The following is a 26,927-nucleotide window of genomic DNA, read 5'->3' as shown; positions in this document are numbered from 1 at the left end:
AGATTCTTGTCTTCTTGCTGTATTTGAAATATTCCCGCTGCCCGTGAATGTGAGTTGCTTCTGATGGAGTGAGCCGAACGGCTCCGGCCTCATGCGCATTCGATCGACGGACAAAGGCCTGAGCGTGTGAACGCGAGGAAGCGCATCAATTTTCATGAAACCCGGAATGAATTTCAAAAAGCTATTGAAGCGCAGCGCTCAGCTTGTGAACGAGTATCGCGATGCCGGTCTGCTCCGGCAGTCGGATCTGTTCGATAAAGAATGGTATCGGGAGCGCAATCCGGATGTTCCGGAAGGCGCTGAGATTCGGCATTTTCTTCGGTTCGGCGGCAGGGAAGGGCGTGCACCGAGCGAAAAATTCGATGCGGCAGGGTATCTGAAGGCCAACAAGGACGTGGCGTACAGGGGCCTCAATCCTTTGGTGCACTACCTCAAGTGGGGCAAAGAGGAGGGTCGGAAGGTTGCAGTTGTCCGCCCACCGATGCGCGTGCCCCTCTCCGAGAAGCGACGTTCGGCGCCAGCCATTGATCTCAGTCGCTATTCAAGAAATGGCACGTTGCTCGTGACAGAGCAGGAGATTCGCGATCTCGAATTGCTCCATGAAACGGACCTCTTCGATGCCGAGTGGTACCTCGAAAATTACCCGCATCTGAAGAATCAGGACCCTTACCTTCATTTCCTGCGGCATGGCGGCTTCGAAGGATTGAAGGCCAGTGAGAACTTCGATTGCGAGTGGTATTGCGACATCTATCCGGATGTCGTCTTGCACGGCGTGCACCCACTGCTGCACTACCTGAAGCACGGCATGAAGGAAGGTCGCTTCAAGGGCATGCCGCCCAAGATCGCATCGGTCGTCAAACGGACCGTTGCAGACCTGATGACGCTCGACCCCGAAATCGAATCGTGCCACCCGTTGCACGGCAAGCACTTGAGGCTGCGCCCGAATTTCAGCATCCCGACCGATGAACTCGGTGCAGCGTGGACTGAAATTTTTCATGATTTGCCTGCTGGAATCCGGCACGTCGTTTTCATGCCGTGGCTTGTCAAGGGCGGGGCGGATCTCGCTGGGGTCAACATCCTGCGCGCGGCCCAGGAGGCGGTTGGCGTTTCTGCCACGCTGCTCGTCTTGACCGATCATGACAAGGTTGACGCCTTCGACTGGCTCCCCTCGGGGTCACAGGTGCTGGTTTTGTCCGATTACGACGCCGATCTCAATCAGCAGAACAGACAACGCATTGTCGAGGCGCTCATATTCGCGCTTCAGCCCGAGTCGATCACGAACGTAAACAGCTTGGCGTGCTGGGCCGCCCTGGTCGAAAAGGGCAAGGCTTTTCAGTCGATATGCAAGGTCTACACGACGCTGTTCTGCCGCGACTTCACGGAAGATGGCCGCGGGGCGGGGTATGCGGATACGCACCTTCGGGCTGCGATCCATAACGTCGACAAGATCTATTTCGATACCAACGTCTTCCTTGAAGAAGTGGTGGCGAGGTATGGATTTACACCTGCATTGACGCAGAAGCTCCATTTCCTGCCTCAGCCTGCATTGGACGATTTGCGAGAGATTGCGAAGAAAGCCCAAGCCGACGAACAGCGACCGGCCATCTTCTGGGCAGGCCGGTTCTGCCATCAGAAAAATACGGAGTTGTTGGGGCGGATCATCCGGTCTCTGCCGGAGGTCGCACTGGATGTCTACGGCGGCGGTGAGCCTCAGCGCGAAGCCGAACTGGCGGCGCTCGCAGAAACGCAGCCCAAGCTGCGTCTGCTGGGGATGTTCGCCTCGTTCAGCAAGCTTCCCCTGGAGCGGTATGCCGCCTTCCTCTTCACGTCGCGTTTCGAGGGCATGCCGACGGTCCTGATCAATGCCGCCGCCGCAGGCGTCCCCATCATCGCGAGCAATGTCGGAGGCGTCTGCGAACTGGTGACCAACGAAACCGGATGGCTGATCGATGCCCTGGACGACGAGCGCGCCTACTGCGCGGCCATCCAGGAAATTCTCGACAACCCGGAAGAGGTGCAGCGTCGCCTGCAGGCCATGAGGAAAAAACTGGGCATCGAGCGTTCCTGGTCCGCATTCAAGGCAGGACTCCCTTTCTCATCCATATCCTCCAGCGAGGCCGAGCATGTCTAAGTTTCACGTCACGGCGATCGTCAATGGGCACAAGGAAGGCTTGTGGCTCAAGCCGGCATTGGACAGTGTCTGGGCCTGCTTCGAGGTGGCCCGAGAACAGGGTTTGACCACCGAGCTGCTCGTTGCGATGGACCGCGCGGACGCACTTTCTGTCGAGATCGTCAGCGACAGCGTCGCAAGGTTTCCTCATGTGCGCGTGGTTCCCATGAACCATGGTGATGTCGGGCATGCTCGAAACCAGGCGGCATTGATGGCCGAGGGCGAGTACGTGGCGTTTCTCGACGGCGACGATCTTTGGGGCCCTACCTGGCTTTCGGACGCCTATGCCATGGCGAGTGCGGACGAGCGGGAGCTCGTGCTTCACCCGGAGGTGAATGTCTATTTCGGGCACGACCCTCATGTTTTTGTGCATATCGATGCCGAAAGCAAGAATTTCGACACGGCCGCGCTTGCGTTGGTGAACTACTGGACGTCACTTTGTTTTGTGCGCAGGGAATTCCTTGTGGAAAATCCCTATCCGGAAACAGATCTGGCAGCACAAATAGGTTACGAAGATTGGGCTTGGAATCTCAAGGTGATGTCTGCGGGCGCCGTGCACAAATGCGTTCCAGGAACCGGGCATGCCATCCGGATGAAGAGAATTTCTTTGGTTCGTCAAACGAGTTCGGCAGGTTGCATCGCAGCGCCCAGTGATATTTTCAAGAAGGTCCTGAAAAACCAGGCAAGGAGGCCTGATTCGAAGCTTCGCATCGCAGTTTAGTTCGCGCTTCCCGAGAAGCTTCTTAATTTGGCTTCAATGTGTGATGGAAAAAACAAAATTCAAAATTCTTGACGGGTGGGAGAGCACTCATGTCAAGTTGCTGCTGATCGTATTTGGTGCAGCACTGATTGCAAAAGGCGGGGTTCTGGCGCGCGGCTTTGCCGTCGATGACTATGCGTTCGGGCAGGGATTTACAAAGGGCGAGCTGAGCGTATTCCTGACACAGGGCCGGTTCCTGCTTGGGGGCATTGACAGCTTCATCGACTCCCTCGGGGTGAACATCAATGACTTGTACATATCGCTCGGCGTCTGCGCGCTGCTCCTTCAGGCCGCGCTGGTCGTTTCCATCTTGCGATTCGTAGGTGTCGCGAATGCGCGGGGGGCGGCGTTGGTGGGCGCGGTCATGGTGGTCCACCCCTATCTGGCGGAGATACTGACCTTTCGCATGGTGTTGCCCGGGTATTGTGTAGCGGCGGCATTTTCCATCGTGTCTTTGGAGATGATCTTGCGAGGGCCGTTGAGGTGGCCAAACATCGTGATTGCACTGGGTGCCACGGTCGGCATGTTGTTCATCTACCAAGGGTTTCTGAACTATTTTTCCGTAGCCATCATTTTTGCGTACCTGTTCGGAGCGATTTCCTGGAAACGAATCGGCTTTGACGTGGCCGACGGACAGGATCTCAAACGACGCGCGGCGGCATTGATGCTCGTCTGCCTTGCCTCTGCGTTTATCTTCCTGGTCATTCTTAGCGCATCGAAGAGCCTGGGGTGGATCGAGTTGACGGGACGAGCGAACCTCATTGAACGCGGGTTCCTTGTGGAGAGAATTGGGCAGATCAAGGATCTTCTGCTTCAGATCTACTGGTTGGGTGAGCCGGTATCCCCTCGGTGGTTGAAGGTTTTTGTTGCCGCGATGATTTCTATCGCTGTGATTTTGACGGCAAGAATTTTCTGGTCTCAGGAAAGAGATTCAAAGAAGTTTTTTGATTTTCTGGGCATTGCGCTGAGTTTGCTCTTGCTGATTCCAGTGACGGTGGGCGTGATCGCTCCATTCAAGGACTGGCATCCCGTGCCGAGGGTGCTTCCCCAGGTTGCATTGATTGTCGGATTGCTGTTGCTTGTCGGCTATTCGGTGGTGCGAGGCTTTTTGGGAAAAATACCGGGGAGTATTTTTTCGGGATTTTTAACTCTCTTATTGGTGTCTTTTGTTCTCATAAGCAATCAAATATTTGCGGACCAAAAGAGGGTGAATTCGTGGGACAGGGCCGAGGCGAATCGAGTGATTGCTCGTCTTGAGCAAGAAGAGAAATTTTCGAGAGTTGAGTATGTTTTTGTAAGCAGCGGGAGTTGGCATCACTCTTCTCGGTTGAATACGATTCAGGGGGATATGAATATTTCAGCGTTTTCTCCAGAATATTCAAGAGTGCCATTGCTTGTCGAGGTTTCCGGCTATGCCTTCAAAAAATCCTCTGGTGATCAAAATATGATTGGCGAAAAGTTTTGCGAAAAATCCAAGCCGTGGCCAGATAGAGGGTCAATCTCTATTGTTGAAAATCTGGCCATTGTTTGCTTGAAGAAGTGAAGTTTGTTTTGAAGGAAATTTCGGGCTTGCGTTCTATTTCAATGGCAAAAAATTAAACTGTTAGAATTATTAAAATGAACAGGTTAGAACGAATTTCCATAGTGATCCCGGTTTATTCGGGGGAAAAGACGTTGCCAATTCTCGTGGCCGAAATCGAGAAACTGACACACCCGCAAGTCACAGCAGGCGGCAACTCGTTCGTTGTCAGCGAAGTCGTGCTGGTCCACGATTGCGGCCCGGATCGGTCGGACCTCACCATGACCGCGCTCGCGGAGAGCCATGCATTCGTTCAGCCGGTATGGCTGTCCCGGAACTATGGACAGCACGCCGCCACCATGGCCGGCATGGCCAGCGCCACGGGGGACTGGGTCGTGACCATGGACGAAGACGGCCAGCAGGACCCCACAAGCATTGGCGCGATGCTGGACCTGGCCTTGAATGCTTCGCTCCAGCTCGTCTACGCACAACCCACGAATCCGCCGCCGCATGGCTGGTTGCGCAACCTGATGAGCCGGACGGCCAAAGGCATCAGCACGCGCCTTCTCGGCAACAAGACCATCGGCCGCTTCAACAGCTTCCGGTTCATCGATGGCGAAATTGCCAGGACGTTGTCCGCCTATTGCGGCAATGGTGTTTATCTGGATGTCGGGCTGTTCTGGATCACGGGCCGTGTGGGGCACTGCCCATTGCGCCTCAGGGAAGAACTGGGCCGCCCCTCGGGTTATTCTTTCTTGTCACTGGTCAGGCATTTCTGGAGCCTGGTGCTCACGACCGGCACCCGACCGCTGCGTCTCATCACCATCATGGGATTCTTCTCGATTCTGTTGGCGATGGGATTTGCGATCTACGCCATCTACGAAAAGTACACAGGGCAGGTCCCGGTCGAAGGGTGGACATCGCTCGCTGTCGTGGTGGCATTTTTCTCTGGCGTCATCCTGACGGCGCTTGGTGTGATCGCGGAGTACCTGGCGGTGACGATGGGCATTGCCATGGGCAAGCCGCTCTATGTGGTGAGCTCGAAGCCGACCCGGTCGAATCGCCCATGACCTTGACGTGGGTCCTCGGTAGCCGCGGTTTGCTGGGCTCCGCTTTTTGTCGTGCCCTGCGACTCGATGGGTCAGAGACATTCGTTCCTGCCGAGCATTTCAGCTGGGGGGATGAAGCACGGCTCGCGTTGCAGATCGAGGCCGCAGTCGACGCTTTTTCGTCCCACGCGCGTCAAGCATCCAGGTGGGAGATCTACTGGGCCGCCGGTATCGGAACGATGGGCAGTGCCGAGGAATCACTTGAGCCTGAGGTGCGGGCGCTCGCGTTGCTCGTTCGGCTGATCGAGTCGAACGACGCGCTGTTGGCGATGCCGGGTGCGCTGGTGCTTTCGAGCTCCGCCGGAGCCATCTACGCGTCGTCCAAGGACGAGGTCATCACCGAGAACTCCGTACCGGCGCCCAACAGCGCCTACGCGCGAGCAAAGCTGCGCCAGGAAGACCTGCTGCGCGATTTCGGAGTTGCACACCCGCAGATCTGCGTGTTGCTGGCCCGGATATCGACTCTCTACGGCGCGGGGCAGGCCATTGGCAAGGCGCAAGGGCTTCTGACGCACATGGCCCGCAGCATCGTGCGCAATCGCCCGGTCGGTATCTATGTTCCGATCGACACCATCCGCGACTACATCTCGGTGGACGATGCGGCATCCGAGATCATTGGCACCCTGCGCGAACCGGGTTTCTGGCCGGGCGTGCTGCTGAAGATCGTCGCATCGGGACGGCCGACAACGATCGCTGAGATCATTTCCATTTTCAAGAGAATTTCCAGAAAGCCGCCCAAGATCACGACGGGTGCTAGCAAGGTTTCCAGCCTCTATCAAAGAAAAATTCAATTCCGGTCTGTTGTCGGAAATGGAAGGCGGTTGTCGCAGATACGCAGCCTGGGAGTTGGAATACATCAGATCCTCAGTGCCGAGCGGGCCGCACATGCCAATCCGGAGAGACTCCTCCGATGACGGATTTTCAATTTTTGAGTGCTTTTCGGATTTGTAGGCAGAAATTGGTATGAAGAGGGGTGAAATTTTTTCCTTTCAATTCGTTCGATTTCTCGTGGTTGGTGTTGTCAATACATTGGTTGGCTTGTCGATAATCTATTCTGCCAAATATTTTTTCAAAGCCGGCGATGTCGCCGCCAATGCCATTGGCTACGGGGTTGGAATCTGCGTGAGTTTTATCTTGAACAGCCGATGGACATTTGCATACAGCGGCCTCATGGTCCCCGCGGCAGTGAAGTTCTTTTTGGCCACAGCGTTGGCATATGCAGCCAATCTGCTGACAGTCATGACGGCAATCGATGGGTTTGGTATAAATACCTATCTGGCTCAGGCGCTTGGCATGCCGGTCTATACGGTTGTGGCATACCTGATAAGCAAGTACTTGGTGTTTCGTTTGAAAATAGAATAAACACCATGTCTTCGTAGTGTGTGAAACGGAAAGCTGAGTGTTTATTTGTAGAGGTTCGGTTTAGGTCGATAAGCCCTGGCTACTCCGCCAAAAGGTAGGGTCGATTTGATTTTCTCTCTCGCGATGTTGCATATTCCGACGATCTCTCGTGTCGGAGTTTGATAAAGAAAAACAGGAAACAAAAATGAGTATGCGAGGTCGACGCTTCATAGAGTTCTGGAGAGAGCACGGAACCCGAGCGGCTGCAAGATTGATTCGCGAAAAGCTAGGGGACGTCATCGCCGGCCGTGCGGTGTTCACGAAGGTGGAAGTCGCGCCGGCCATCGTCGAGCGCGGCGGGACGGTGCCGCAAATCTGCGGGCAGCGCTTTATTTCGCAGCAGCCCCTGCAAACCTATGTCATTCCGCAGCCTTCGCTGCCGCGCGTCAGCCTGGTGACGGACAGCATCGGCTCGGACAGCCTGTTCGGGGGCGTGGGTACGGCCTTGCTGTTCTCGGCCCAGTTGGCCAATCGCATGAACGCAACGTTGCGGGTCGTGACCCGGACCGAAGCCCCCATTCCCGGCAATGCCTGGCAGATCCTGAATGCGTACGGCGTCGAACTCCAGCACGAAATCCAGTTCGCTTTCGCACCGCTCTCGGACATGAATCCGGATGCAAGCCGACAGGGCGAAACGGCTTCGCCCGGCTTGGACATCCACCCGGACGAAACTTTCATCACGACCTCCTGGTGGACGACGGCCGCCGCGTTGCCGAGTGTTCCGCATGCATCGATCATCTATCTCCTCCAGGAGGATGAGCGCATGTTCTATCCGTTTGGCGAGGAGCGAGTGCATTGCGAGCAGGTCTTGCGCACCGAGGACATCCGCTTCGTCGTCAATACGCAGTTGCTCTACGACCATCTGATTGCCTCCGGCCTCACGCACCTGAGCCGCACGGGGTGCTGGTTCGAGCCGGCGTTTCCGAAGTCGCTGTTCCATGTGCGTGATCGTGAGCCGGGAGGCAAGAAGCGCTTCTTCTTCTACGCCCGCCCCAACAATCCGCGCAACCTCTTCCATGTCGGCCTGACGCTCCTCGATCGCGCAGTCAATGAAGGCATTCTCGACCTCGAGCAGTGGGATGTGTTCCTCGTTGGGAAGGACATTCCGAACGTGGCGTTTGCCGATGGCAGCAGGCCTCAGCGATGCGAGGGGCTCGGTTGGAAGGCCTATGCCGATCTCGTGGGCACCATCGATCTGGGGCTCAGCCTGATGTACACGCCGCATCCGAGCTATCCGCCATTCGATCTCGCAGCCAGCGGTGCGGTGGTGGTGACGAACAGGTTCGCCAACAAGCAGGATCTTTCAAGCTATTCGCCGAACATTCTTTGCGCGGATCTGGACGTGGAGGCCTTGCTCGAGGCTCTACGGGAAGGGGTCGCACTGGCAGGAGACGCGCAAACGCGCAGTCGCAACTACGCCGCGAACGGGTTGGGCACGGATTGGGCGCAGGCGTTCGAAGCGGTCCTTCGAGCGCTCACGGCGGCACGCTGATGTTTGCGCTGAACACACCCGGCGTTCCCTATGCGGACCCTTGGCTTCTGCCGGTTTCCGCACGCCTGGCCATGTTGCATAGGCGTTCGGTGCGTGTGGCGTACTTCTATGAGGAGCCCAACAACAGCACGTTCCGCTACCGGGCCTACAACATGGCCCAGGTGCTCAACGAACTCGATGCGGGCAGCCATGTTTCAGCCAGCTACTTCTTCTTGTCCGACAGTGCGCGTTTCGACGAGATCGCCGATGCCGCGGATGTGCTGGTCATCTGCCGCTCGCGCTATTGCCACCAGGTCAACGGCCTGATCACCAAGTTCCGCGCGCGCCGCAAGCGTGTGCTGTTCGACGTCGACGACCTGGTGTTCGACACGGACTATGCCCACCTGGTGGTTGCAACCCTGGGCCTCGATGTCACGCAGAAAGGGCTGTGGGACGACTGGTTCGCCATGATCTCCCGCATGGGGCAGACGTTGAGACTGTGTGACGGAGCCATCACGACCAATGACTTCCTGGCTCGGAAACTGGCGGACTATTCGGGCCTTCCCGTGTCCGTGGTGCCGAACTTCATGAACAAGGAGCAGCTAGGGCTTGCGGAGAAGGTCTTTGCCGAGAAGCAACGCATGCGCTTCTCGGGTGACGGCAAGGTCACCCTGGGCTATTTCAGCGGTTCGCCTTCGCACCGCCTGGACTACGCCATCGTGGAGCCGGCGCTGGCGGAGGTGCTGGCGATGCGGCCGAATATCGAGGTGATGGTGGTCGGCTACATCGACCACGGGCCCGCGATGCGCGCCTTCTCGAATCGCGTCAGTCGGCAGCCGTTCCATGACTACGTGAACCTGCAGCGGCTGCTCGGAACGGTCGAGTTCAATCTCATGCCGCTGCAATCGAATGCTTTCACCGACTGCAAGTCCGAACTGAAGTACTTCGAGGCGGCGAGCGTGGGCACCTTGAGCATCGCTTCGCCGAGCTTCACCTATCGCCGCGCCATTCGTCACGGCGAAAACGGCTATATCGCGAAAGCCCATGAGTGGGCCTCGGCGATCCTGCAGGCGGTGGACCGCAGTGCCGAGAGCTATGAGGCGATGGCGACCGAGGCCCGGCGCGATGCGCTGCAGAAGTTCGGCTGGCAGCACCAGACCGAAGCGATCCTCAACGCATTGCAGATCGCCTGACCGGCCGGGCGCTTCCCGGGGCGCGCTTCTTCAGCGTTCGACGATCCGCCCGTGTTCCATATGGATCACGCGATTGCACTCCTTGGCAATCAGCTCCGGTGAGTGGGAGGCCAGGACCAGAATGCCCGACTTCGACACCACATCGCGCATCCGCTTCTCTGCCTTCTCGGTGAAGGCGGCGTCGCCCACCGACAGCCATTCGTCCATCAGCAGGATGTCGGCTTCGACGCTGGTCGAGATGGAGAACGCCAGTCGCATCATCATGCCGGTCGAGTAGGTGCGAACAGGCATGTTGACGTACTCGCCCAGGCCGCTGAATTCGCAGATGTCGGGCGTGAGCCGGTCGACTTCTTTCTTGCTCATGCCCATGACGAGGCCGCGCAGCATGATGTTCTCGATGCCGGTGGCGTCCATCTCGATGCCCAGTGCGGGGTCGATCAGGCTGGCCACGGAGCCCTGGCGCGTGAACTCGCCCGACGACGGTTCATAGACGCCCGCCAGCGTGCGCAGCAGCGTGGACTTGCCCGCGCCGTTGTGGCCGATCAGCCCCAGCCGGTCGCCGCTCTTGAGTTCGAGGTTGAGGCCGCTGAGCGCCTGCACCACGGTGACGCCGGTTTCCTTGCCGAAGCGCCCGCCGGTGACGGAGGCCGCCAGCGTCTTCTTGAGTGACACCGAGCCTGCCCCGTAGATGGGGAAGCTGACCGAAACGTTCTTGAGTGAAATGGATGCCATGGATCAGAGCCAGTAAACGACGCGGCGACGGTATTTGACGAACATCACGCTCGCGGCGGTCAGGCACAACACGGTCCACACGCCGATACCGATCCAGCTGTGGAGGTGGGCTTCGCCGCCCATCAGCGGGGTGCGCAACAGGTCGAGCATCTGCGCAAAGGGATTCCACAGCACGTATTTGGCGCGGCCCGGGAGGTTCTCGGGAAGCCAGAAAACAGGGGTAAGGAACATCAGCATCTGCATGATGCTGGTGATGATCTGCGTCACGTCGCGATAGCGGGTGCAGATGAGGCCCAGCAGCAGGCCGAGCGCATGGGCGTTGACGACGAGGATCAGGAAGGCCGGAATGACCATGAGCGCCGACCACGACAGCGAGACGCCGGCCCAGATGGCGACAGGGATGTACAGCACGATCTGGTGGGCGAACTGGATCAGGTTGCGCCCCAAGGCCCGCCACACGAAGAGGCTGATGGGAAAGTAGCCCTGCTTCAGGTAGTTGGAGGCGCCGACGAAGGCGTTGCAGGCATCGGTGACTACGGCGGAGAAGAACCCCCAGAAGATCACGCCGAGTGCCAGGTGCGGGAAGAACTTGTCCAGGTGGGTGCCGAAGAGCGAGGCATACAGTGGCCCCATGCCGCCGATCATGACGCCCATGCTCAGTGTGAGCCACAGGGGGCCCAGCATGGAGCGGCGATAACGCAGCACCACGTCGAACCATGCCAGCGTCCACCAGATATCGGTGCGGCGGGTGCCTTCCCACCAGTCGGCCAGGGCGCTTCGGTGGAGATTGGAATGAACTTGGCTCATGCGTGTGCGTCAGTGTCTTTGTCTGCCATGCGGATGCTGATGTGCAGGGTCAGGTTCCCACCGCCGCGTGAAACGGCGATGAGCAAAAGCGCTTCGTGGCCGAGGGGGTCAAGCGGGATTTCTTGGAGGGCTATGGCCGGATGGGCCGGGACGGTGCTCGTGCGAGCCCGCGCATTTTATTCAGAGTATCAACTGAGAGATAATTTTACCGGCTCCGGTTCCCCTGCAATTCGTAACCATGGAAGAGCCCACCGCTCCCCCGATCGGACGGGCTGCGGCTGCCATCGGCAGCATGCCCGACAGAAAAACGATCCACCCATGCGCAATCCCCGTCCTCTCGAAGTCTCCGTTGCCCTGTGCACCTACAACGGCGCCCGCTTCCTGCGCGAGCAGGTGCGCAGCATCTGCCTGCAGACCCGGCCGCCGATAGAGATCGTGCTGTCCGACGACGCCTCGCGCGACGGCTCGGTCGATGTCGTGCGCGCCACGGTGGCCGAATGCGCGGCGGAGCGCCCCGGGCCGCCCATCGCCCTGCGGGTCTTCGAGAACCCGGTGGCCCTGAGGGTCGTCAAGAACTTCGAGCAGGCCATCTCGGCCTGCACCGGCGACCTGATCGCGCTGAGCGACCAGGACGACGTGTGGGTGCCCGACCGGCTCGAGCGGATGGTGGCGCCCTTCGTGCAGGACGACAACCTCTGGCTGCTGCACACCGACGCGCGCCTGGTGGATTCCCAAGGCCGCGACCTGGGCAACACGCTGTTCCATGCGCTGGAGGTCACACCGTCGGAGCTCGAGCGGATCCACACGGGCCGGGCGTTCGATGTGTTCCTGCGCCGCAACCTCGTGACCGGCGCCACCACGGTTTTCCGTCGTGCGCTGCTCGCCGATGCGCTGCCGCTGCCCGTCGAGTGGGTGCACGACGAATGGCTGGCCATCATCGCGTCGACGACGTCGCGGGTCGACCTGCTGGAAGAGCCGCTCATCGAATACCGCCAGCACGAATCCAACCAGATCGGTGCCCGCCGCGACACCTTCAAGGAAAAGGTGCGCAAGGCGCTCGCCTCGCGGGGCAACACGCACGTCGAGCGCGCGATCAAGGCCGAGCTGTTGCTGGAGCGCCTGCTGCAACTGGGCGATCGCGTGCCCCCCGAGATCATCGACAAGGTGCGCAGCAAGATCGTGCACCAGCGCTTCCGCGCCGCCTTGCCGGCCTCGCGCCTGGCCCGGTGCGTGCCGATCCTGCGCGAGGCCATGACCGGTCGCTATGACAAGTTCGGCCGCGGGGTGCGCGGCGTGGTCCGCGATCTTTTCGAATCTGTCTGACACAACAACAATGAACCCAACCAACGCCCCCGCGAACCCTTCCCCGCCCGGCGAGCCGATGGCCTGGCCGAACGTCGTGGTCATCATTCCGTTCTACAACGGCGCCGATTTCATCGAACGCTCGGTGAAGAGCGTGTTCGAGCAGTCGGTGCCCGCGCACGAGGTGATCGTGGTCAACGACGGCTCCCGCCCGGAGGAGCGCGCCGCGCTCGACGGGCTGGCGGCCCGCTATCCGTTCCGCATCCTCGACAAGGAGAACGGCGGCCAGGGCTCGGCGCGCAATGCGGGCGTGGCGGCGTCGACCTCCGAGTACATCTGCTTCCTGGACCAGGACGACTTCTACCTGCCGAACCACATCGAGACGCTGGTGTCGTCGATCCCGTGGGACGACCGCCTGTTCGGCTACATCTACGCCGACCTGTACGAGGCGGACGGCGACGGCAACGTGATCCGCACTGGCGTCATCAAGGACCACGCGCAGCACCCGAAGCGCAGCATCTTCGACCTGCTGCGCTACGACATGTTCGTGCTGCCCTCGGCCGCGCTGGTGAGCCGCAAGGCCTTCGACGCGGTGGGCGGCTTCGATTCGCAGTTCATGGGCTACGAGGACGACGACCTGTTCCTGCGCATCTTCCGCAAGGGCTACAGCAATCACTTCGTGGACAAGGCGGTGACGGTCTGGTGCATCCACACGGCCAGCACCTCGTTCGGCATCCGCATGGTGCGCAGCCGCTTCAAGTACTTCAAGAAGCTGCTGCAGATGTTCCCCGACGAGCACCAGCGCGGCCGCTACTACCTGCGCGAATACCTGATGCCGCGCTTCCAGCTGTTCTTCGTGAACGAAGCGATCGAGGCCATCAAGAAGGACGACCAGTACCGCGGCGAGATGACGGCGGTGCTCGACGACTACGCGGCCATCGTCTTCGCGAACCCGTATGTGGGCCGCAAGAAGAAGCTGCGGCTGTGGATCACGCTGTTCTTGCTGCGCCGGAGCACGCCGGGCATGGTGCGCTTCATCGGCGCGCTGACGAAGCTGCCGGGCATCCGCAGCCTGCGCAAGGTCTACAAGTCCTGATGCGCGCCGCGGCGGCCCGCAGGCCGCCGCAGCCTGGTCCTCAGCGGGCCGGCGCCGACGTCATCGCCGGGTCCATGTAGGTGGCGTGCGAGCGCACGTACTCGGCGCGCAGGTGGCCCGCGTCCTTGTAGATCGGCGTGGCGTCGGCATCGGCGCGGGTGCACCAGTCCTTCTGGCACAGGGTCGGGATCGGGTCGATCACGATGGCGCCGCTGCGCTGCGCGATCTGCCGCATGCGCTCGTGCAGCGCCTTCTGCCTCGGGTCCCAGGGGGCGGTGGGCGACATCTTGCCCACTTGCATGTCGCCCAGGCGGCCGCCCTTGATGAACTCCTCGGGGCCGAAGCCCTCGCCGACCGGGTTGTCCAGCAGCAGGTAGACCTGCTTGTGCTTGGACAAGGTGGTCAGCACGGTCTCGAGCATGTTGAGCGAGAAGTCCACGCCGCCGCCGCCCATGAAGCGCCGCTTGTCCTTGCCGTCGAAGAAGTAGTAGCGGTCGGCCGCTGCGTTTTCGGCGTTGGGCTTGCCGGTCTCGGTGAAGTAGCAGTTCCAGCAGCCGCCGAAGACGACGGCGTCGAACCGGTCGCTCATGGCCAGCCGCATGCCGCCGTCGCGGCGTTCGCCGCAGAGGTTGTTCTGCTCGTCGACCACGTTGGGAATCGGCGGGCAGGCGCCCCAGGTCACGAAAGAGAGCGAATCGAGCGTGCCCGGCGAGGTCTTGGAGAGCTCGACGGCGCGCGGCCCGTACTGCTCGACATGGCTGTCCCCGAAGAACAGCACCCGCCGCTTGCCCTGCCCGATCTGTTGCAGCACCTCGCCGTCGACCTTGATCGGGCTCAGGCCGTCCGGGTAGGCCCAGTCCTTGGCGGCCGCGGCGGTCTTGTTGAAGTACGGATCGCTGTGGCGGCCGACGTAGTAGCGCGTGGTCGCCAGCAGGCCGAGCACGACGAAGCCGATCATCACGGCCACCAGCCCCGCCGTCACCGTCGGGTTCTCGCTGCGGCGCGTGTAGCGTTCGACGAACCGGTAGGTCAGCCAGGCGAGCACGAACGACGCCACCAGCATCAGCGCCCGGATGCCGTCCGATGGCAGCTTGCCTTCCAGGATGCGCGCATAGGCCAGCAGCGGCCAGTGCCAGAGGTAGAGCGGGTAGCTGATCAGCCCGACCCACACCATCGGCTTGGACGCGAGCACGTAGCGGTTGAGCACGCCGCTCGGTCCCGCCGCGATGCAGAAGAAGGCGCCCACCGACGGCAGGATGGCCCAGAACCCCGGGAAGGCCTTGCCGCCGCGGATGTAGCACAGGCCCAGCACGATCAGCACGAGGCCGGCGATCGACTGTGCGTGGCGGCTCCAGCCCGGCTGCGGCGGCGGGCGGTGCAGCCGCGCGTAGGCCAGCATGCCGCCGATCATCAGTTCCCAGAAGCGCGACAGCGGCGAATAGAACGCGGCCGTGCGGTGGCTGTGGATGGTCGTCACGTTGAGCAGGAACGACATTGCCGCCACCGTGCCGAGCACCGTGAGCATGCGCCACTTGCGCTTCCAGGCCAGGCCCAGCAGCACGGGCCAGAAGATGTAGAACTGCTCCTCGATGGCCAGCGACCACAGGTGCAAAAGCGGCTTGGTCTCGGCGGCGTTGTCGAAGTAGCCGGCCTCGCTCCAGAAGGCGAAGTTCGAGACGAAGCCCGCGCCCGCGGCCACGTGCTTGCCCAGCTGTTCCCATTCGTGCGGCAGCAGGGCGAACCAGCCGAAGGCCATGGTGGCCAGCAGCACCAGCGCCAGCGCCGGGAAGATGCGCTTCACGCGGCGCGCATAGAACTCGCGGTAGCTGAAGCCGTCGCCCTGGAAGCTGCCCAGGATGATGGTGGTGATCAGGAAGCCCGAGATGACGAAGAAGATGTCGACGCCGATGAAGCCGCCCTTGATCCACTGCGGGAACGCGTGGTAGCCGAGCACCGAGAGCACCGCGACGGCGCGCAGCCCGTCGATGTCCGGGCGGTATTTCGGGTGAACCAGGTGGGCGTGTTCGGGGAGGGAGGTCGGGCTGCTCGTGGTCGTCATCGTCGGTGCTGAAAGCGGCGCTTGCGGGCTTTTCGTGCGGGGCTTTTCGGCCCCGATTGTCCTCGCAAACGCCGCCGTGCCTTTTCAGGCAGCGGCGCGCTGCAGCCGCCAGTAGCGCCAGAAAGCGCCCGACAGCCACACCTTGAGCAGGCTGGTCACGTGCCAGTACAGGTACTTCTTGCTGCGGTGGCTGGCGCGCTGGGCATCGTGGCGCGCGCGCAGGTCTTCGGTCACCTGGAGCTTCCAGCCGGCCAGCCGGGTGCGGGCGCAGATGTCGAAGTCTTCTCCGTACATGAAGAAGCGCTCGTCGAAGCCGCCGATGCGGCGGTAGGCCTCGCTGCGAAACAGCATGAACAGGCCGGGAATCCAGGCCGGCACGGCCGGCGGCTGGTAGCCGGGCTTCTTGCGGCCCAGGATCTCGAAGGGGGTCAGCAGCGCGCGGTGCGGCTCGGGCTCGGGCCGGCCCGACTCCAGGATGCGCGGCGTCATCAGGCCGGCGTCGGGTGCGGCCTGGACGAGCATCGGGGCGAGCACGTCGGCGTCGAAGCGGATGTCGGGGTTGAGCACCAGGAACCAGGGCGTGTCGCAGCGCGCGAAGGCCTGGTTGTGGTTGGCGCCGAAGCCCAGGGGCGCCGCGTTCTCGATGCGCTCGATGGGAAAGCCCCACTGGCGTCCTGCAAGCAGGTCGGCCTCGGGAATGTTCAGCGTGAGCACGACCTTGGCGATCGCGTCCCGGCTGTGCCGGTCGAGTTGCTCGAGCAGCGGCAGCACCAGCGCGAGCTGGCCGTGGCTCACGATCGACAGGGTGACCGGGGCGTGGGGTGAAGAAGGGGGCGTGGGCATGGTCTAATTTCGCTCGGGAATTCTAGGGTTCCCCCAACCCCACACATGATTGCCCTGATCATCCTCAGTTTCTTCGTCTCCGCGATCGCGGTGCAGCTGTTCATGCGCCGCGCGCGCAGACACGCGCGCCGCTACGGCGCCGACATGCCCCAGCGTTTCCACAAGGGCCACGTGCCGCGCCTGGGCGGGGCCGGCATCATGCTCGGCATGAGCGCGGCCTGGCTGGGCGCCGGCCTGATCGAGCCGCTGAACATCGCCTGGCCGCTCAAGTCCTCGATGCTCACGCTGGTGTGCATCCTGCCCGCCGTGCTCGGCGGCATCGTCGAAGACGTGACGCAGCAGGTCAAGGTGCGCTACCGGCTGGGCCTGACCATCGGCTCGGCGCTGCTGGTGTGCTGGGTGCAGGGGCTGGGCGTGGCGCGCACCGGCTTCGAGACGCTCGACGGCTGGCTGGCGCTGCTGCCCTATGCCTCACTGGTCTTCGCGGCCCTGGCCATCGGAGGCCTGCCGCATGCCTTCAACATCATCGACGGCTACAACGGGCTGGCCGGCACCGTGGCCGTGCTCGTGTGCCTGGCGATCTCGCACGTCGCGCTGCAGCTGGGCGACCGGCAGCTGGCCGCGATGGTGATCTGCCTGGTCGGCGCCACCTTCGGCTTCCTAGTCTGGAACTACCCGCGCGGCAAGATCTTCGCCGGCGACGGCGGCGCCTACGTCTGGGGCATGGTGATCGCCGTGGCCTGCGTGACGCTGGTGCAGCGCCACCGCGTGGTGTCGCCATGGTTCCCGATGCTGCTGCTGATCTACCCGGTGTGGGAGACGCTGTTCTCCATCTACCGCAAGCTGGCCCGGGGCCAGTCGCCGGGCACGGCCGACGCGCTGCACTTCCACCAGCTGATCTTCCGGCGCATCGTGCGCGTGGCCTTCGCGGACGACGAGGCGCGCCAGCTGCTGGCGCGCAACAACCGCACCTCGCCCTACCTGTGGATGTTCGCCGCGCTGTCGGTGGTGCCCGCGGTGCTGTTCTGGAACAACACCTTCGTGCTGATGCTGTTCTGCCTTCTGTTCGTCACGACCTACGTCGGGGCGTACCTGATGATCGTGCGCTTCAAGGTCCCGCGCTGGCTGCGGCCCTGACCGCCGACGCCGCCTTGTTGCGAGAATTCTTCCCATCGTCCACCGCTTTGGAGCCTGACCGCCCATGACCGACCCCGTCCTCAACATCCCTCCGCGCGACAAGGCCGAGATCCTGGCCCAGGCGCTGCCGTACATCCGCAAGTTCCACGGCAAGACCATCGTCATCAAGTACGGCGGCAACGCCATGACCGACCCGGCGCTGCAGGCCGACTTCGCCGAAGACGTGGTGCTGCTCAAGCTGGTCGGCATGAACCCGGTGGTGGTGCACGGCGGCGGCCCGCAGATCGAGGCCGCGCTGAACAAGCTGGGCAAGAAGGGCAGCTTCGTGCAGGGCATGCGCGTGACCGACGCCGAGACCATGGAAGTCGTCGAATGGGTGCTGGCCGGCGAGGTGCAGCAGGACATCGTGGGCCTGATCAACCAGGCCGGCGGCAAGGCCGTGGGCCTCACGGGGCGCGACGGCGGCCTCATTCGCGCACAGAAGCTCAAGCTGGCCGACCGCACCGACCCGAACGTGCACCACGACGTGGGCCAGGTCGGCGACATCGTCTCCATCGACCCCAGCGTGGTCAAGGCGCTGCAGGACGACGCCTTCATTCCCGTCGTGAGCCCGATCGGCTTCGGCGAGGAGAACGAGAGCTACAACATCAACGCCGACGTCGTCGCCGGCAAGCTGGCCACGGTGCTCAAGGCCGAGAAGCTCATGCTGCTGACGAACACGCCCGGCGTGCTCGACAAGAACGGCAACCTGCTCACCAACCTGAGCGCGCGCGAAATCGACGACCTGTTCGCCGACGGCACCATCTCGGGCGGCATGCTGCCCAAGATCGAAGGCGCGCTCGACGCGGCCAAGAGCGGCGTGAATGCGGTGCACATCATCGACGGCCGCGTGCCGCACGCAATGCTGCTCGAGATCCTGACCGACCAGGCCTACGGCACGATGATCCGGGCGCGCTGAGCGCCCCGCGCGTGCCTTCCTGCGACGGAAGGCGCGCGCTCACTGCGCTGTGCGAGAATCAATTGATTACATCTTTGCACGCGCTCCCATGCAGAACGAAGAGACAGCTGCCCCCGGCGTAGAGACCCCGGCCGACACGCCCGCCGCCGCACCGACGCGCAAGCGCCCCAAGCCGGGCGAACGGCGCGTGCAGATCCTGCAGGCGCTGGCCGCCATGCTGGAGCAGCCCGGTGCCGAGCGGGTCACCACCGCCGCGCTGGCCGCGCGGCTCGAGGTGAGCGAGGCGGCCCTGTACCGCCACTTCGCGAGCAAGGCCCAGATGTTCGAGGGCCTCATCGACTTCATCGAGCAGAGCGTCTTCACGCTGGTCAACCAGATCCTCGAGCGCGAAGGCGCCACCGGCAGCCAGCAGGCAGCCCGCATCCTCGTGCTGCTGGTGCAGTTCGCCGAGCGCAACCCCGGCATGACGCGCGTCATGGTCGGTGACGCGCTGGTGTTCGAGAACGAGCGCCTGCAGCAGCGCATGAACCAGTTCTTCGACAAGATCGAGGCCACGCTGCGCCAGGTGCTGCGCGGCGCGGCCGCCGCCGACGGCTCGGCCACGCCCAGCGTCGACGCCCAGGTGCGCGCCGCGGCGCTCACGGCCTTCGTGGTGGGGCAGCTGCAGCGCTTTGCGCGCTCGGGTTTCCGCCGGGCACCGTCGGAACACCTGGAAGCCACGATCGCCCTGATCGTCTGAAGGCGAGGCCGGGCAGGTCCGGCGCCACACCGCTCAACTCGACGCGGCCCCTTGCGGCGCGTACGATCAATTTCCTCCCTTGCCGCCACGCGGTGCCGCGGTGACAAGCCCGTTTCGCATGACCTCTGGATCGGAGGCTCGCATGAGTGCTTGTCCTTCCCGCAACCGCTGGCCTTCCGGGGCGCGCCATGCCTGACGCCGCCGCTGCCCGCCCGGCCCCTCTCCTGCACGCCGTTGCGCTCACCGCGGTCGCCATGGTCGCGTTCGCGGCCAACTCGCTGCTGTGCAGGCTCGCGCTGCAGCACGGCGGCATCGACCCCGCCAGCTTCGGCAGCATCCGGCTCGCGTCCGGGGCGATCACGCTGGCGCTTGTCGTGCGCTTTCGATCGCAGCCGCCCGCGCTCGGGCGCACCGGCTGGCTCCCGGCCGTCATGCTGTTCGCGTACGTCGCGTTCTTCTCCTTCGCCTACCTCAGCCTCCCGGCGGGCACGGGGGCGCTGATCCTCTTCGGCGCGGTGCAGCTCACGATGCTGGGCGCGGGGCTGGGCGGTGGCGAGCGCTTCGGGGTGCTGGCGTGGTGCGGCTTTGTCCTTGCGGCGGCCGGCCTCGTCTACTTGGTGTCGCCGGGCGTTGCGGCGCCGCCGCTGCTGGGCGCCGTGCTGATGGCGGTGGCGGGCGTGGCATGGGGCGTGTATTCGCTGCGCGGCCGGGGCGTGGCCGACCCGCTGGCCGCGACCGCGCGCAACTTCCTGCGCGCCGTGCCATTGGCCCTGGCGCTGAGCCTGGTGTTCGCCACGCGCGCGCACGCCGATGCGCGCGGCGTCGCGCTGGCCGTGGCCTCCGGTGCGCTGACCTCGGGGCTCGGCTACGTGGTCTGGTACGCGGCGCTGGGCCGGCTGTCGGCGTTGCGGGCGGCCACGGTGCAACTGTCGGTGCCGCTGCTGGCGGCATTCGGCGGCGTGCTGTTCCTGTCGGAAGCGATCACGCCGCGGCTGGCGCTCGCCTCGGTGGCGATCCTCGGCGGCATCGCGCTGGTGCTGAGCCAGAAGTCGCGCCAGGCGGCGCGACGCTAGGCGACGGCCACGCCCACCTTCGCGCCGGCGGCGACGATCTCGCCCCAGGTCGCGTCGTCGACCCACACCCCGTCGCGCCGGCGTGCCGCGCGCGCCTGGCGCTCGGGCTCGCCCGCGATCTGCACGGCCTCGAAGCCCTGGCCCGGCGGACTTTGCCGCAGCCAGCCGATGAACTCGCGCGCCTCTTCGTCGAAGGCCTTCTGCGTGCCGAGCTTTGCGGGGTCGATCAGCACCGTCAGCATGCCGTTGAGCACCGTGCGCGCCGTGTCCGCCGGCCGGTGCCAGGTGCCGCCGCCCGTGAGCGCGCCGCCCAGCAGCTCGCACGCCACCGCCATGCCGTAGCCCTTGTGCTCGCCGAAGGTCATGAGCGCGCCGAACAGGCCGTTGCCCTGCGGCACCACGACCACGCCGGGGTCGTTGGTGGGCGCGCCGCGTTCGTCGATGAGGTAGCCGTCGGGCACCTGCTCGCCCTTGTTGTGGGCCACGCGCATCTTGCCCTGCGCCACGCGGCTGGTCGCGTAGTCGAGCACGAAGGGCTCGGCGCCCGCCAGCGGAATGCCGATGCAGCACGGGTTGGTGCCGAAGCGCCCGTCGCCGCCGCCCCAGGGCGCCACCACGGGCCGCGAGAGCACGTTGACGAAGTGCATCGCCACCAGCCCCTGCGCCGTTGCCATCTCCGCGAAATGGCCGATGCGCCCCAGGTGGTGCGCGCTCGCGAGCGTGAAGATGCAGCTGCCGTGCTGCTTGGCGCGCGCGATGCCGAGCTCCATCGCCTGCACGCCGACGATCTGCCCGTAGCCGTGCTGGCCGTCCAGGCCCATCAGCGTGCCGATGTCGAGGTTGACCTTCACGGCGGCGTTGGGCACGAGCCCGCCCTCGGCCACCGCATCGATGTAGCGCGGCAGCATGCCCACGCCGTGCGAGTCGTGCCCGCTGAGGTTGGCCAGCACGAGGTTGGCGGCCACCTGCTGTGCTTCGGCGGCGCTGCTGCCCGCCGCTTCGAGGATGCGGGCGACGTTGGCTTGCAGGCCGTCGGCCGGCAGGGTTCTGGACATGGATCAGGCTCCTCTTGCGTTCAATGGGATGGCGTGGCGTGGCTGAAGGGGCGGGCGGGCAGGGGCTGCGTGGGCCTCACATCACCGCGCCGACTTGCCACGGCACGAACTCGTTCTGCCCGTAGCCGTGCTGCTCGCTCTTGGAGTGCGCGCCCGAGGCCGTGGCCAGCACCAGCTCGAAGATGCGCTGGCCCATCTCCGCAATCGAGGCCGTGCCGTCGACGATCTCGCCGCAGTTGATGTCCATGTCTTCTTCCTGCCGCTGCCACAGCGCCGAGTTGGTCGCGAGCTTGAGCGAGGGCGAGGGCGCGCAGCCGTAGGCCGAGCCGCGACCGGTGGTGAAGCAGATCAGGTTCGCGCCGCCCGCCACCTGGCCCGTGGCGCTCACCGGGTCGTAGCCCGGCGTGTCCATGTAGACGAAGCCGTGCGCGGTGACGGGCTCGGCGTACTCGTACACGGCTTCGAGGTTGCTGGTGCCGCCCTTGGCGACCGCGCCCAGCGACTTCTCGAGGATGGTGGTGAGCCCGCCCGCCTTGTTGCCCGGCGAGGGGTTGTTGTTCATCTCGCCCTCGTTGATCTCGGTGTAGTGCTCCCACCACTTGATGCGATCGACCAGCTTCTGGCCGACCTCGCGCTTCACTGCGCGGCGCGTGAGCAGGTGCTCGGCGCCGTACACCTCGGGCGTTTCGCTGAGGATGGCCGTGCCGCCGTGCGCCACCAGCAGGTCGACTGCCGCACCGAGCGCCGGGTTGGCGCTGATGCCCGAGTAGCCGTCGGAGCCGCCGCACTGCAGCCCGATGGTGATGTGCGCCGCGCTGCACGGCTCGCGCTTCACTGCGTTGGCGCGCGGCAGCATTTCATTGATGAGCGCCACGCCTTTTTCGACCGTCTTGCGCGTGCCGCCCGTGTCCTGGATGTTGAAGGTGCGGAAGTTCTCGCCCTCGGCCAGGTGGCCGGTCGCGAGCCAGGCGTTGATCTGGTTGGCTTCGCAGCCCAGCCCCACCACCAGCACGCCCGCGAAGTTCGGGTGCGTGGCATAGCCCGTGAGCGTGCGCTCCAGGATCTGCATGCCCATGCCCTGCGTGTCCATGCCGCAGCCCGTGCCGTGCGTGAGCGCGACCACGCCGTCGACATTCGGAAACGCCGCGAGCGCCTGCGGATTCGTCTTGCGCGAGAAGTGGTCGGCAATGGCGCGCGCGGCCGTGGCCGAGCAGTTCACGCTGGTCAGCACGCCGATGTAGTTGCGCGTGGCCACGCGGCCGTCGGCGCGCTTGATGCCCATGAAGGTGGCCTCGCGCTTCGCGGGCGCGGGCTTCACGTCGGCGCCGAAGGCGTAGTCGCGTTCGAAGTCGCCCTTGTCGGGGCCCATGTCCAGGTTCTGCGTGTGCACGTGCTCGCCGGGCGCGATGGGCTTGCTCGCGAAGCCGATGATCTGGTTGTAGCGGCGCACCGGTTCGCCCTGCGCGATGGCGCGCATGGCGACCTTGTGGCCCGGCGGGATCAGGCCGCGCACGGCTACGTTCTCGACGAGCGTGCCGCCCAGCAGTTGCGAGCGCGCGATGACGACGTCGTCGGCGGGATGGAGTCGGATGTAGGGGGTCATCGTGGGTATCGTTCTCGGAGCCGGCGCGGGTGCGCCGGCGGTGGTCGTTACTGCATGATCTTCGGCAGCCACAGCACGGTGGCGGGCCAGTAGGTGATGATGCCCAGGCTCAACAGCAACGGCACCAGCCAGGGCAGGATCGCCATCGTCGTGCGCTCGATGCTGAGGTTGGCGATGCGCGCCAGCACGAACAGCACCATGCCCATCGGCGGGTGCAGCACGCCGATCATGAGGTTGAGCACCATCACCACGCCGAAGTGCACCGGGTCGATGCCCAGCTGGTTCGAGATCGGCAAGAGGATCGGCACCAGGATCGTGATGGCCGCCGTGGTCTCCAGGAAGCAGCCCACGAACAGCATCAGCAGGTTCGCGAGCAGCAGGAACACCCAGGCTTCCTTGGTGAAGTTGAGCACCCAGCTCGCGATGTCGGCCGTGACACCGGTGGCCGTCAGCATCCAGCCGAAGATCGAGGCGGCCGCCACGATGAAGAGCACCGTCGAGGTCGACTCCACCGTCTCCAGGCAGACCTTGACGAACATCTTCCACTGCAGCGTGCGGTACCAGAAGAAGCCCAGCACCATCGCCCACACGCAGGCGGCAATGGCGCCTTCGGTGGCGGTGAACAGGCCCGTCGCCATGCCGCCGATGAGCAGCACCGGCGTCATGATCGGCAGCACCGCCTCGAACTTGAAGACCTTGTCGGCCGCGAAGAGGATCACCAGCGCAATGGCCACCGCCGGTTGGGCCGGCGCGCCGAACTTGTCGACTGCGAACCACAGCAGCGTCGGCCACAGGCACACCACCAGCAGCTCGACCAGCGCCTTCATGAGCCGCGGCCACTGGAACTTCACGTCCGCGCCCCAGCCGTTCTTGTGCGCGTAGTAGGCCACCGTGAGCATCATGAGCAGCGTCATGATGAGTCCCGGCATCAGTCCCGCGATGAAGAGCGCACCCACCGACACGTTGGCCATCATCCCGTAGATCACGAAGGGAAGGCTCGGCGGAATGATCGGCCCCAGCGTGGCCGAGGCCGCGGTCACGCCGACCGCGAACTCGGTCGAGTAGCCGTGCTCCTTCATCGCCTTGATCTCGATCGTGCCCAGGCCCGCCGCGTCCGCGATGGCGGTGCCGCTCATGCCCGAGAAGATCACCGAGCCCAGGATGTTCACGTGCCCCAGGCCGCCCTTGAGCCAGCCCACCAATGCGAGCGCGAAGTTGTAGATGCGGTTGGTGATGCCGGCGTTGTTCATCAGGTTGCCGGCGAGGATGAAGAAGGGAACGGCGAGCAGCGGAAAGCTGTCGACGCCGCTCACCATGCGGTGAATGACGACGAAGCCCGGCAGGTTGCCGCTCCAGAGGATGTAGACCAGCGAGGCACCGGCCATGGCCACGGCGACCGGGATGCCGGCGCTCATGAAGAGCAGGAAGGCGATCTTCAGCATGTTGTTGTCGTTGTGGGGTGGGGTTGCGACCTCAGCGGTCGTCGATCGTGGATTCGGGCCGCTCCAGCACGCAGTAGCCGCGGCGCCAGTGCACCACGCTCACCTGCACCGAGCGCACGCACATGGCGACGAAGCCCAGCAGGCACACGCCGTAGACGATGTTCATCGGCAGGTCGACGATGGTCATGCTCGCGTTGTTGCCGATCTTGAGCATCATCTGCACCGTCATGACCACCGCTGCCGCGAAGAACGCCGTGCGCAGCACGTCGACCAGCAGGCCCAGCGCGCGGCCCATGGCCGGCGGCATGTGGCGGTAGAAGAAGTCGACCTGGATGTGGTTGTTGCGCGCCACGCCGATCGACGCGCCCACGAACACCGTGCCCACCAGCAGGTAGCGCGCGATCTCCTCGGTCCAGGAGGCCGAGTCGTTCAGCACGTAGCGCGTCACGAACTGGTAGAGCACCGTGAGGCCCAGCACCCAGAAGATGCCCAGGGCGGCCCAGGCCTCCACGGTGGTGCCGGACAGGTCGACGGCCTCGTCCTTGGCGTGGAACTCGCCGTCGTCGCCCAGCAGCTTGTCGTCGCTCATCGTGTGGCCTTACTTGATCGCGATGATGCGGTCGTAGTCCTGCTGGCGGTAGCCATGGTCGGTGGGCTTGGTGTTCTTGAGCACGGCCTCGCGGAACGCGCCCTTGTCGACCGTGATCACGTTGTTGCCCTTCTTCTTGAACTCCTCCACCAGCCGGGTCTCGGAGGCGATGATCTCGCGGCCGGTTTTTTCGGCGGCTTCCTGCATCACGTCGTTGAACATCTTCTTCTCGTCTGCGCTGAGCTTGGCCCACAGCTGGCCCGAGACCACGGTGAGCAGCGAGTCGACGATGTGGCCGGTCAGCGAGATGTTCTTCTGCACCTCGTAGAACTTCTTGGCCTCGATGGTGGGCAGCGGGTTCTCCTGTGCATCCACGGTGCCGCTTTGCAGCGCGAGGTAGACCTCGGCGAAGGCGATCGGCGTGGCATTGGCGCCCAGCGACTTGGGAAAGGCCAGGTAGGCGGGCGCGTCAGGCACGCGGATCTTCAGGCCCTTCATGTCCTCGGGCTTGCTCACCGGCTTGGCCGCGCTCGAGGTGACGTGGCGCGCGCCGTAGTAGTTGAGCGCCGTGATGTGGTTGCCGGTCTTGTCGTCGTAGCCCTTGGCGAGCTCCTTGAACACGTCGCTCCTGGCGTACTTCAGCTGGTGCTCCGCGTCGCGGAAGATGAACGGAAAGTAGGTGATCGCCAGCGGCTTGTAGCTGTTGCCCGCGAAGCTCGCGCCGGTCAGCACGATGTCGACCGTGCCCAGCGTCAGGCCCTGGTTGATGTCGGCTTCCTTGCCCAGGCTGGAGGCCGGGAACACCTGGATGTCGTACTTGCCGTTGCTGCGCTTCTTGATCTCCTCGGCCGCCCACACCGAGTACTTGTGGAAGGGCTCCGAGGTCTCGTAGACGTGCGCCCACTTGAGCTTGGTCTGCGCCGAGGCGATGCCTGTCGCGCCCAGCGCGCCGGCCGCGAGGGCGCAGGCGGCCAGGGCCTTGAGGGCGGTGCGTTTGCTGTTCTTGCTGCTGCTGATCATGGGGTGTGTCTCCGTTGTAGTGAACTGGCAGGAAGGCTGGCGAGGAATCAGGCGGGCTTGGCGCGGCGCCAGCTCGCGCTGAAACGGTGGTGCGAGTTGTCCATGTGCGTGTGCATCGCGCTGCGCGCGGCGTCGGCGTCGCGCGCGGCAATGGCGTCGCGGATCGCCTCGTGCTCGGTGATGGCGGCGCGCCACGAGGTCACGGTCTCGAAGTAGCCGCCCAGCCGCGTGAAGATCGGGCCGCGGCGTGAATCCCAGAAGCCCTGCACCGTCTCGACCAGCACCACGTTGCCGCTGGCGCCGACGATGGCCAGGTGAAAGGCGCGGTCGCCGTCCAGCGGCATGACGTTGCGGTCGGCCATCTCGCGCATGGTGGCGATGGCGCGCGTCATCGCGTCCACGTCCTTGCGCTTGCCCGAGAGGGCGGCGATGGCGGCGGTCTCGCCCTCGATCACGCGGCGCGCGCGGATCAGCTCCAGCGGCCCCCACTCGGTGGGCGCCACCGGCGCGCTGGCGCGGTGCGAGCGGTCGAGCACGTAAACGCCCGAGCCGGTGCGCACCTCGACCCAGCCCTCGACCTCCAGCGCGATGAGTGCCTCGCGCACCGAGGGCCGGCTCACGCCGAGCTGCTTGGCCAGGTCGCGCTCGGCGGGCAGGCGCGCGCCCACGTCGAATTCGCCCTTGGCGATCAGCCCCCGGAGCTGGTCGGCAATCTGGCGATAGAGGCGTTGGGGTTCGACGGTCTGGAGCGGCACGGGAGCAGGCAGTGGGTGCGGGCGAGGCGTTGGATCGGCTTAAGGGTTGTCCTGAATTGGACAAGTGGTAAGGCCAATTCAGAATACGGCGATT

24 protein-coding genes are annotated in these 26,927 nt (G+C 63.9%); 14 read left to right on the top strand and 10 right to left on the bottom strand.

Features of this window, described 5'->3' with window-relative positions; translation table 11 throughout:
* Positions 1–166 precede the first annotated feature (166 nt).
* From ACAM52_RS24860 to ACAM52_RS24825, 8 genes are all read left to right on the top strand, one after another.
* Positions 167–2,131 carry a glycosyltransferase family 4 protein gene (locus ACAM52_RS24860; RefSeq protein WP_369644827.1) on the top strand — a complete coding sequence of 655 codons (1,965 nt, stop codon included), beginning with the start codon at positions 167–169 and terminating at the stop codon, positions 2,129–2,131.
* Complete coding sequence (locus tag ACAM52_RS24855; RefSeq protein ID WP_159273757.1) at positions 2,124–2,891, top strand: glycosyltransferase; 768 nt, start codon at positions 2,124–2,126, stop codon at positions 2,889–2,891. Before ACAM52_RS24860 ends, ACAM52_RS24855 begins: the two co-directional genes overlap by 8 nt.
* A 43-nt stretch (positions 2,892–2,934) precedes the next feature.
* A complete protein-coding gene (locus tag ACAM52_RS24850; protein WP_369644826.1) occupies positions 2,935–4,473 on the top strand; it encodes a glucosyltransferase domain-containing protein in 1,539 nt (512 codons plus the stop codon).
* Positions 4,474–4,547: 74 nt separating this feature from the next.
* Complete coding sequence (locus tag ACAM52_RS24845; protein ID WP_369644825.1) at positions 4,548–5,519, top strand: glycosyltransferase; 972 nt, start codon at positions 4,548–4,550, stop codon at positions 5,517–5,519.
* Positions 5,516–6,472 (top strand): NAD-dependent epimerase/dehydratase family protein, encoded by a 957-nt coding sequence (locus tag ACAM52_RS24840; RefSeq protein ID WP_159273760.1) that lies wholly within the window; start codon positions 5,516–5,518, stop codon positions 6,470–6,472. The genes ACAM52_RS24845 and ACAM52_RS24840 overlap by 4 nt, the downstream gene beginning before the upstream one ends.
* Before the next feature lie 49 nt (positions 6,473–6,521).
* Positions 6,522–6,920 carry a GtrA family protein gene (locus ACAM52_RS24835; RefSeq protein ID WP_369644824.1) on the top strand — a complete coding sequence of 133 codons (399 nt, stop codon included), beginning with the start codon at positions 6,522–6,524 and terminating at the stop codon, positions 6,918–6,920.
* Positions 6,921–7,170: 250 nt separating this feature from the next.
* A complete protein-coding gene (locus ACAM52_RS24830) occupies positions 7,171–8,451 on the top strand; it encodes a hypothetical protein (protein WP_369644823.1) in 1,281 nt (426 codons plus the stop codon).
* Positions 8,451–9,623 (top strand): glycosyltransferase, encoded by a 1,173-nt coding sequence (locus ACAM52_RS24825; RefSeq protein ID WP_369644822.1) that lies wholly within the window; start codon positions 8,451–8,453, stop codon positions 9,621–9,623. The genes ACAM52_RS24830 and ACAM52_RS24825 overlap by 1 nt, the downstream gene beginning before the upstream one ends.
* 30 nt (positions 9,624–9,653) lie before the next feature.
* On the opposite strand, the gene ACAM52_RS24820 is transcribed toward ACAM52_RS24825, so the two are convergent.
* On the bottom strand, positions 9,654–10,355 hold the full coding sequence (locus ACAM52_RS24820) for an ABC transporter ATP-binding protein (RefSeq protein ID WP_159273763.1): 702 nt from the start codon (positions 10,353–10,355) through the stop codon (positions 9,654–9,656).
* 3 nt (positions 10,356–10,358) lie between these two features.
* Entirely contained in the window at positions 10,359–11,162 is an 804-nt protein-coding gene (locus tag ACAM52_RS24815) for an ABC transporter permease (RefSeq protein ID WP_159273764.1), read from the bottom strand.
* 318 nt (positions 11,163–11,480) lie between these two features.
* Between ACAM52_RS24815 and ACAM52_RS24810 the strand changes: the two genes are divergently transcribed.
* Both ACAM52_RS24810 and ACAM52_RS24805 read left to right on the top strand, forming a co-directional pair.
* A complete protein-coding gene (locus tag ACAM52_RS24810) occupies positions 11,481–12,485 on the top strand; it encodes a glycosyltransferase family 2 protein (protein WP_369644821.1) in 1,005 nt (334 codons plus the stop codon).
* Between the two features lie 10 nt (positions 12,486–12,495).
* Complete coding sequence (locus ACAM52_RS24805) at positions 12,496–13,560, top strand: glycosyltransferase family 2 protein (RefSeq protein ID WP_307635972.1); 1,065 nt, start codon at positions 12,496–12,498, stop codon at positions 13,558–13,560.
* 40 nt (positions 13,561–13,600) lie between these two features.
* On the opposite strand, the gene ACAM52_RS24800 is transcribed toward ACAM52_RS24805, so the two are convergent.
* Together ACAM52_RS24800 and ACAM52_RS24795 are read right to left on the bottom strand one after the other, a co-directional pair.
* Entirely contained in the window at positions 13,601–15,619 is a 2,019-nt protein-coding gene (locus ACAM52_RS24800; RefSeq protein ID WP_369644820.1) for an acyltransferase family protein, read from the bottom strand.
* Positions 15,620–15,703: 84 nt separating this feature from the next.
* Complete coding sequence (locus tag ACAM52_RS24795; protein ID WP_369644819.1) at positions 15,704–16,462, bottom strand: glycosyltransferase family 2 protein; 759 nt, start codon at positions 16,460–16,462, stop codon at positions 15,704–15,706.
* A 45-nt stretch (positions 16,463–16,507) separates the two neighbouring features.
* Here ACAM52_RS24795 and ACAM52_RS24790 point away from each other — a divergent pair, with 45 nt between their 5' ends.
* The 4 genes from ACAM52_RS24790 (at position 16,508) to ACAM52_RS24775 (ending at position 20,369) form a co-directional block, all read left to right on the top strand.
* Entirely contained in the window at positions 16,508–17,599 is a 1,092-nt protein-coding gene (locus tag ACAM52_RS24790; protein WP_062471143.1) for a glycosyltransferase family 4 protein, read from the top strand.
* A 64-nt stretch (positions 17,600–17,663) separates the two neighbouring features.
* Positions 17,664–18,557: an acetylglutamate kinase gene (argB, locus tag ACAM52_RS24785; protein ID WP_062471140.1), complete on the top strand. Its 894-nt coding sequence runs from the start codon at positions 17,664–17,666 to the stop codon at positions 18,555–18,557.
* An 88-nt stretch (positions 18,558–18,645) separates the two neighbouring features.
* Positions 18,646–19,296 carry a nucleoid occlusion factor SlmA gene (slmA, locus tag ACAM52_RS24780; RefSeq protein ID WP_062471138.1) on the top strand — a complete coding sequence of 217 codons (651 nt, stop codon included), beginning with the start codon at positions 18,646–18,648 and terminating at the stop codon, positions 19,294–19,296.
* A 188-nt stretch (positions 19,297–19,484) separates the two neighbouring features.
* A complete protein-coding gene (locus ACAM52_RS24775; RefSeq protein WP_369644818.1) occupies positions 19,485–20,369 on the top strand; it encodes a DMT family transporter in 885 nt (294 codons plus the stop codon).
* Here the strand turns inward: ACAM52_RS24775 and ACAM52_RS24770 are convergent.
* From ACAM52_RS24770 to ACAM52_RS24745, 6 genes are all read right to left on the bottom strand, one after another.
* On the bottom strand, positions 20,366–21,424 hold the full coding sequence (locus ACAM52_RS24770; protein ID WP_369644817.1) for a malate/lactate/ureidoglycolate dehydrogenase: 1,059 nt from the start codon (positions 21,422–21,424) through the stop codon (positions 20,366–20,368). The genes ACAM52_RS24775 and ACAM52_RS24770 overlap by 4 nt on opposite strands.
* 76 nt (positions 21,425–21,500) lie before the next feature.
* Positions 21,501–23,027, bottom strand: a complete 1,527-nt coding sequence (locus tag ACAM52_RS24765; protein WP_369644816.1) for a UxaA family hydrolase — start codon at positions 23,025–23,027, stop codon at positions 21,501–21,503.
* A gap of 47 nt (positions 23,028–23,074) precedes the next feature.
* Positions 23,075–24,469, bottom strand: a complete 1,395-nt coding sequence (locus ACAM52_RS24760) for a TRAP transporter large permease (protein ID WP_095743531.1) — start codon at positions 24,467–24,469, stop codon at positions 23,075–23,077.
* A 31-nt stretch (positions 24,470–24,500) separates the two neighbouring features.
* Positions 24,501–25,058: a TRAP transporter small permease gene (locus ACAM52_RS24755; RefSeq protein ID WP_070060225.1), complete on the bottom strand. Its 558-nt coding sequence runs from the start codon at positions 25,056–25,058 to the stop codon at positions 24,501–24,503.
* Between the two features lie 9 nt (positions 25,059–25,067).
* On the bottom strand, positions 25,068–26,078 hold the full coding sequence (locus ACAM52_RS24750; protein WP_307582850.1) for a sialic acid TRAP transporter substrate-binding protein SiaP: 1,011 nt from the start codon (positions 26,076–26,078) through the stop codon (positions 25,068–25,070).
* 47 nt (positions 26,079–26,125) lie between these two features.
* Positions 26,126–26,833, bottom strand: a complete 708-nt coding sequence (locus ACAM52_RS24745) for a FadR/GntR family transcriptional regulator (RefSeq protein WP_062471117.1) — start codon at positions 26,831–26,833, stop codon at positions 26,126–26,128.
* Positions 26,834–26,927: the final 94 nt, after the last annotated feature.

Source organism: Variovorax sp. V118 (genome assembly GCF_041154445.1).
Classification (GTDB): Bacteria; Pseudomonadota; Gammaproteobacteria; order Burkholderiales; family Burkholderiaceae_C; genus Variovorax; species Variovorax boronicumulans.
Note: the sequence above shows the minus strand (reverse complement) of the source record. Positions and strands in the feature narration are given on the sequence as shown.

What these genes read in the sequence shown, in the direction of transcription:
- ACAM52_RS24860 (WP_369644827.1), top strand. Translation starts at nt 167, where the DNA reads ATGAATTTCAAAAAGCTATTGAAGCGCAGCGCTCAGCTTGTGAACGAG.
- ACAM52_RS24855 (WP_159273757.1), top strand. Translation starts at nt 2,124, where the DNA reads ATGTCTAAGTTTCACGTCACGGCGATCGTCAATGGGCACAAGGAAGGC.
- ACAM52_RS24850 (WP_369644826.1), top strand. Translation starts at nt 2,935, where the DNA reads ATGGAAAAAACAAAATTCAAAATTCTTGACGGGTGGGAGAGCACTCAT.
- ACAM52_RS24845 (WP_369644825.1), top strand. Translation starts at nt 4,548, where the DNA reads ATGAACAGGTTAGAACGAATTTCCATAGTGATCCCGGTTTATTCGGGG.
- ACAM52_RS24840 (WP_159273760.1), top strand. Translation starts at nt 5,516, where the DNA reads ATGACCTTGACGTGGGTCCTCGGTAGCCGCGGTTTGCTGGGCTCCGCT.
- ACAM52_RS24835 (WP_369644824.1), top strand. Translation starts at nt 6,522, where the DNA reads ATGAAGAGGGGTGAAATTTTTTCCTTTCAATTCGTTCGATTTCTCGTG.
- ACAM52_RS24825 (WP_369644822.1), top strand. Translation starts at nt 8,451, where the DNA reads ATGTTTGCGCTGAACACACCCGGCGTTCCCTATGCGGACCCTTGGCTT.
- ACAM52_RS24820 (WP_159273763.1), bottom strand. Translation starts at nt 10,355, where the DNA reads ATGGCATCCATTTCACTCAAGAACGTTTCGGTCAGCTTCCCCATCTAC.
- ACAM52_RS24815 (WP_159273764.1), bottom strand. Translation starts at nt 11,162, where the DNA reads ATGAGCCAAGTTCATTCCAATCTCCACCGAAGCGCCCTGGCCGACTGG.
- ACAM52_RS24810 (WP_369644821.1), top strand. Translation starts at nt 11,481, where the DNA reads ATGCGCAATCCCCGTCCTCTCGAAGTCTCCGTTGCCCTGTGCACCTAC.
- ACAM52_RS24805 (WP_307635972.1), top strand. Translation starts at nt 12,496, where the DNA reads ATGAACCCAACCAACGCCCCCGCGAACCCTTCCCCGCCCGGCGAGCCG.
- ACAM52_RS24800 (WP_369644820.1), bottom strand. Translation starts at nt 15,619, where the DNA reads ATGACGACCACGAGCAGCCCGACCTCCCTCCCCGAACACGCCCACCTG.
- ACAM52_RS24795 (WP_369644819.1), bottom strand. Translation starts at nt 16,462, where the DNA reads ATGCCCACGCCCCCTTCTTCACCCCACGCCCCGGTCACCCTGTCGATC.
- ACAM52_RS24790 (WP_062471143.1), top strand. Translation starts at nt 16,508, where the DNA reads ATGATTGCCCTGATCATCCTCAGTTTCTTCGTCTCCGCGATCGCGGTG.
- argB (WP_062471140.1), top strand. Translation starts at nt 17,664, where the DNA reads ATGACCGACCCCGTCCTCAACATCCCTCCGCGCGACAAGGCCGAGATC.
- slmA (WP_062471138.1), top strand. Translation starts at nt 18,646, where the DNA reads ATGCAGAACGAAGAGACAGCTGCCCCCGGCGTAGAGACCCCGGCCGAC.
- ACAM52_RS24775 (WP_369644818.1), top strand. Translation starts at nt 19,485, where the DNA reads ATGCCTGACGCCGCCGCTGCCCGCCCGGCCCCTCTCCTGCACGCCGTT.
- ACAM52_RS24770 (WP_369644817.1), bottom strand. Translation starts at nt 21,424, where the DNA reads ATGTCCAGAACCCTGCCGGCCGACGGCCTGCAAGCCAACGTCGCCCGC.
- ACAM52_RS24765 (WP_369644816.1), bottom strand. Translation starts at nt 23,027, where the DNA reads ATGACCCCCTACATCCGACTCCATCCCGCCGACGACGTCGTCATCGCG.
- ACAM52_RS24760 (WP_095743531.1), bottom strand. Translation starts at nt 24,469, where the DNA reads ATGCTGAAGATCGCCTTCCTGCTCTTCATGAGCGCCGGCATCCCGGTC.
- ACAM52_RS24755 (WP_070060225.1), bottom strand. Translation starts at nt 25,058, where the DNA reads ATGAGCGACGACAAGCTGCTGGGCGACGACGGCGAGTTCCACGCCAAG.
- ACAM52_RS24750 (WP_307582850.1), bottom strand. Translation starts at nt 26,078, where the DNA reads ATGATCAGCAGCAGCAAGAACAGCAAACGCACCGCCCTCAAGGCCCTG.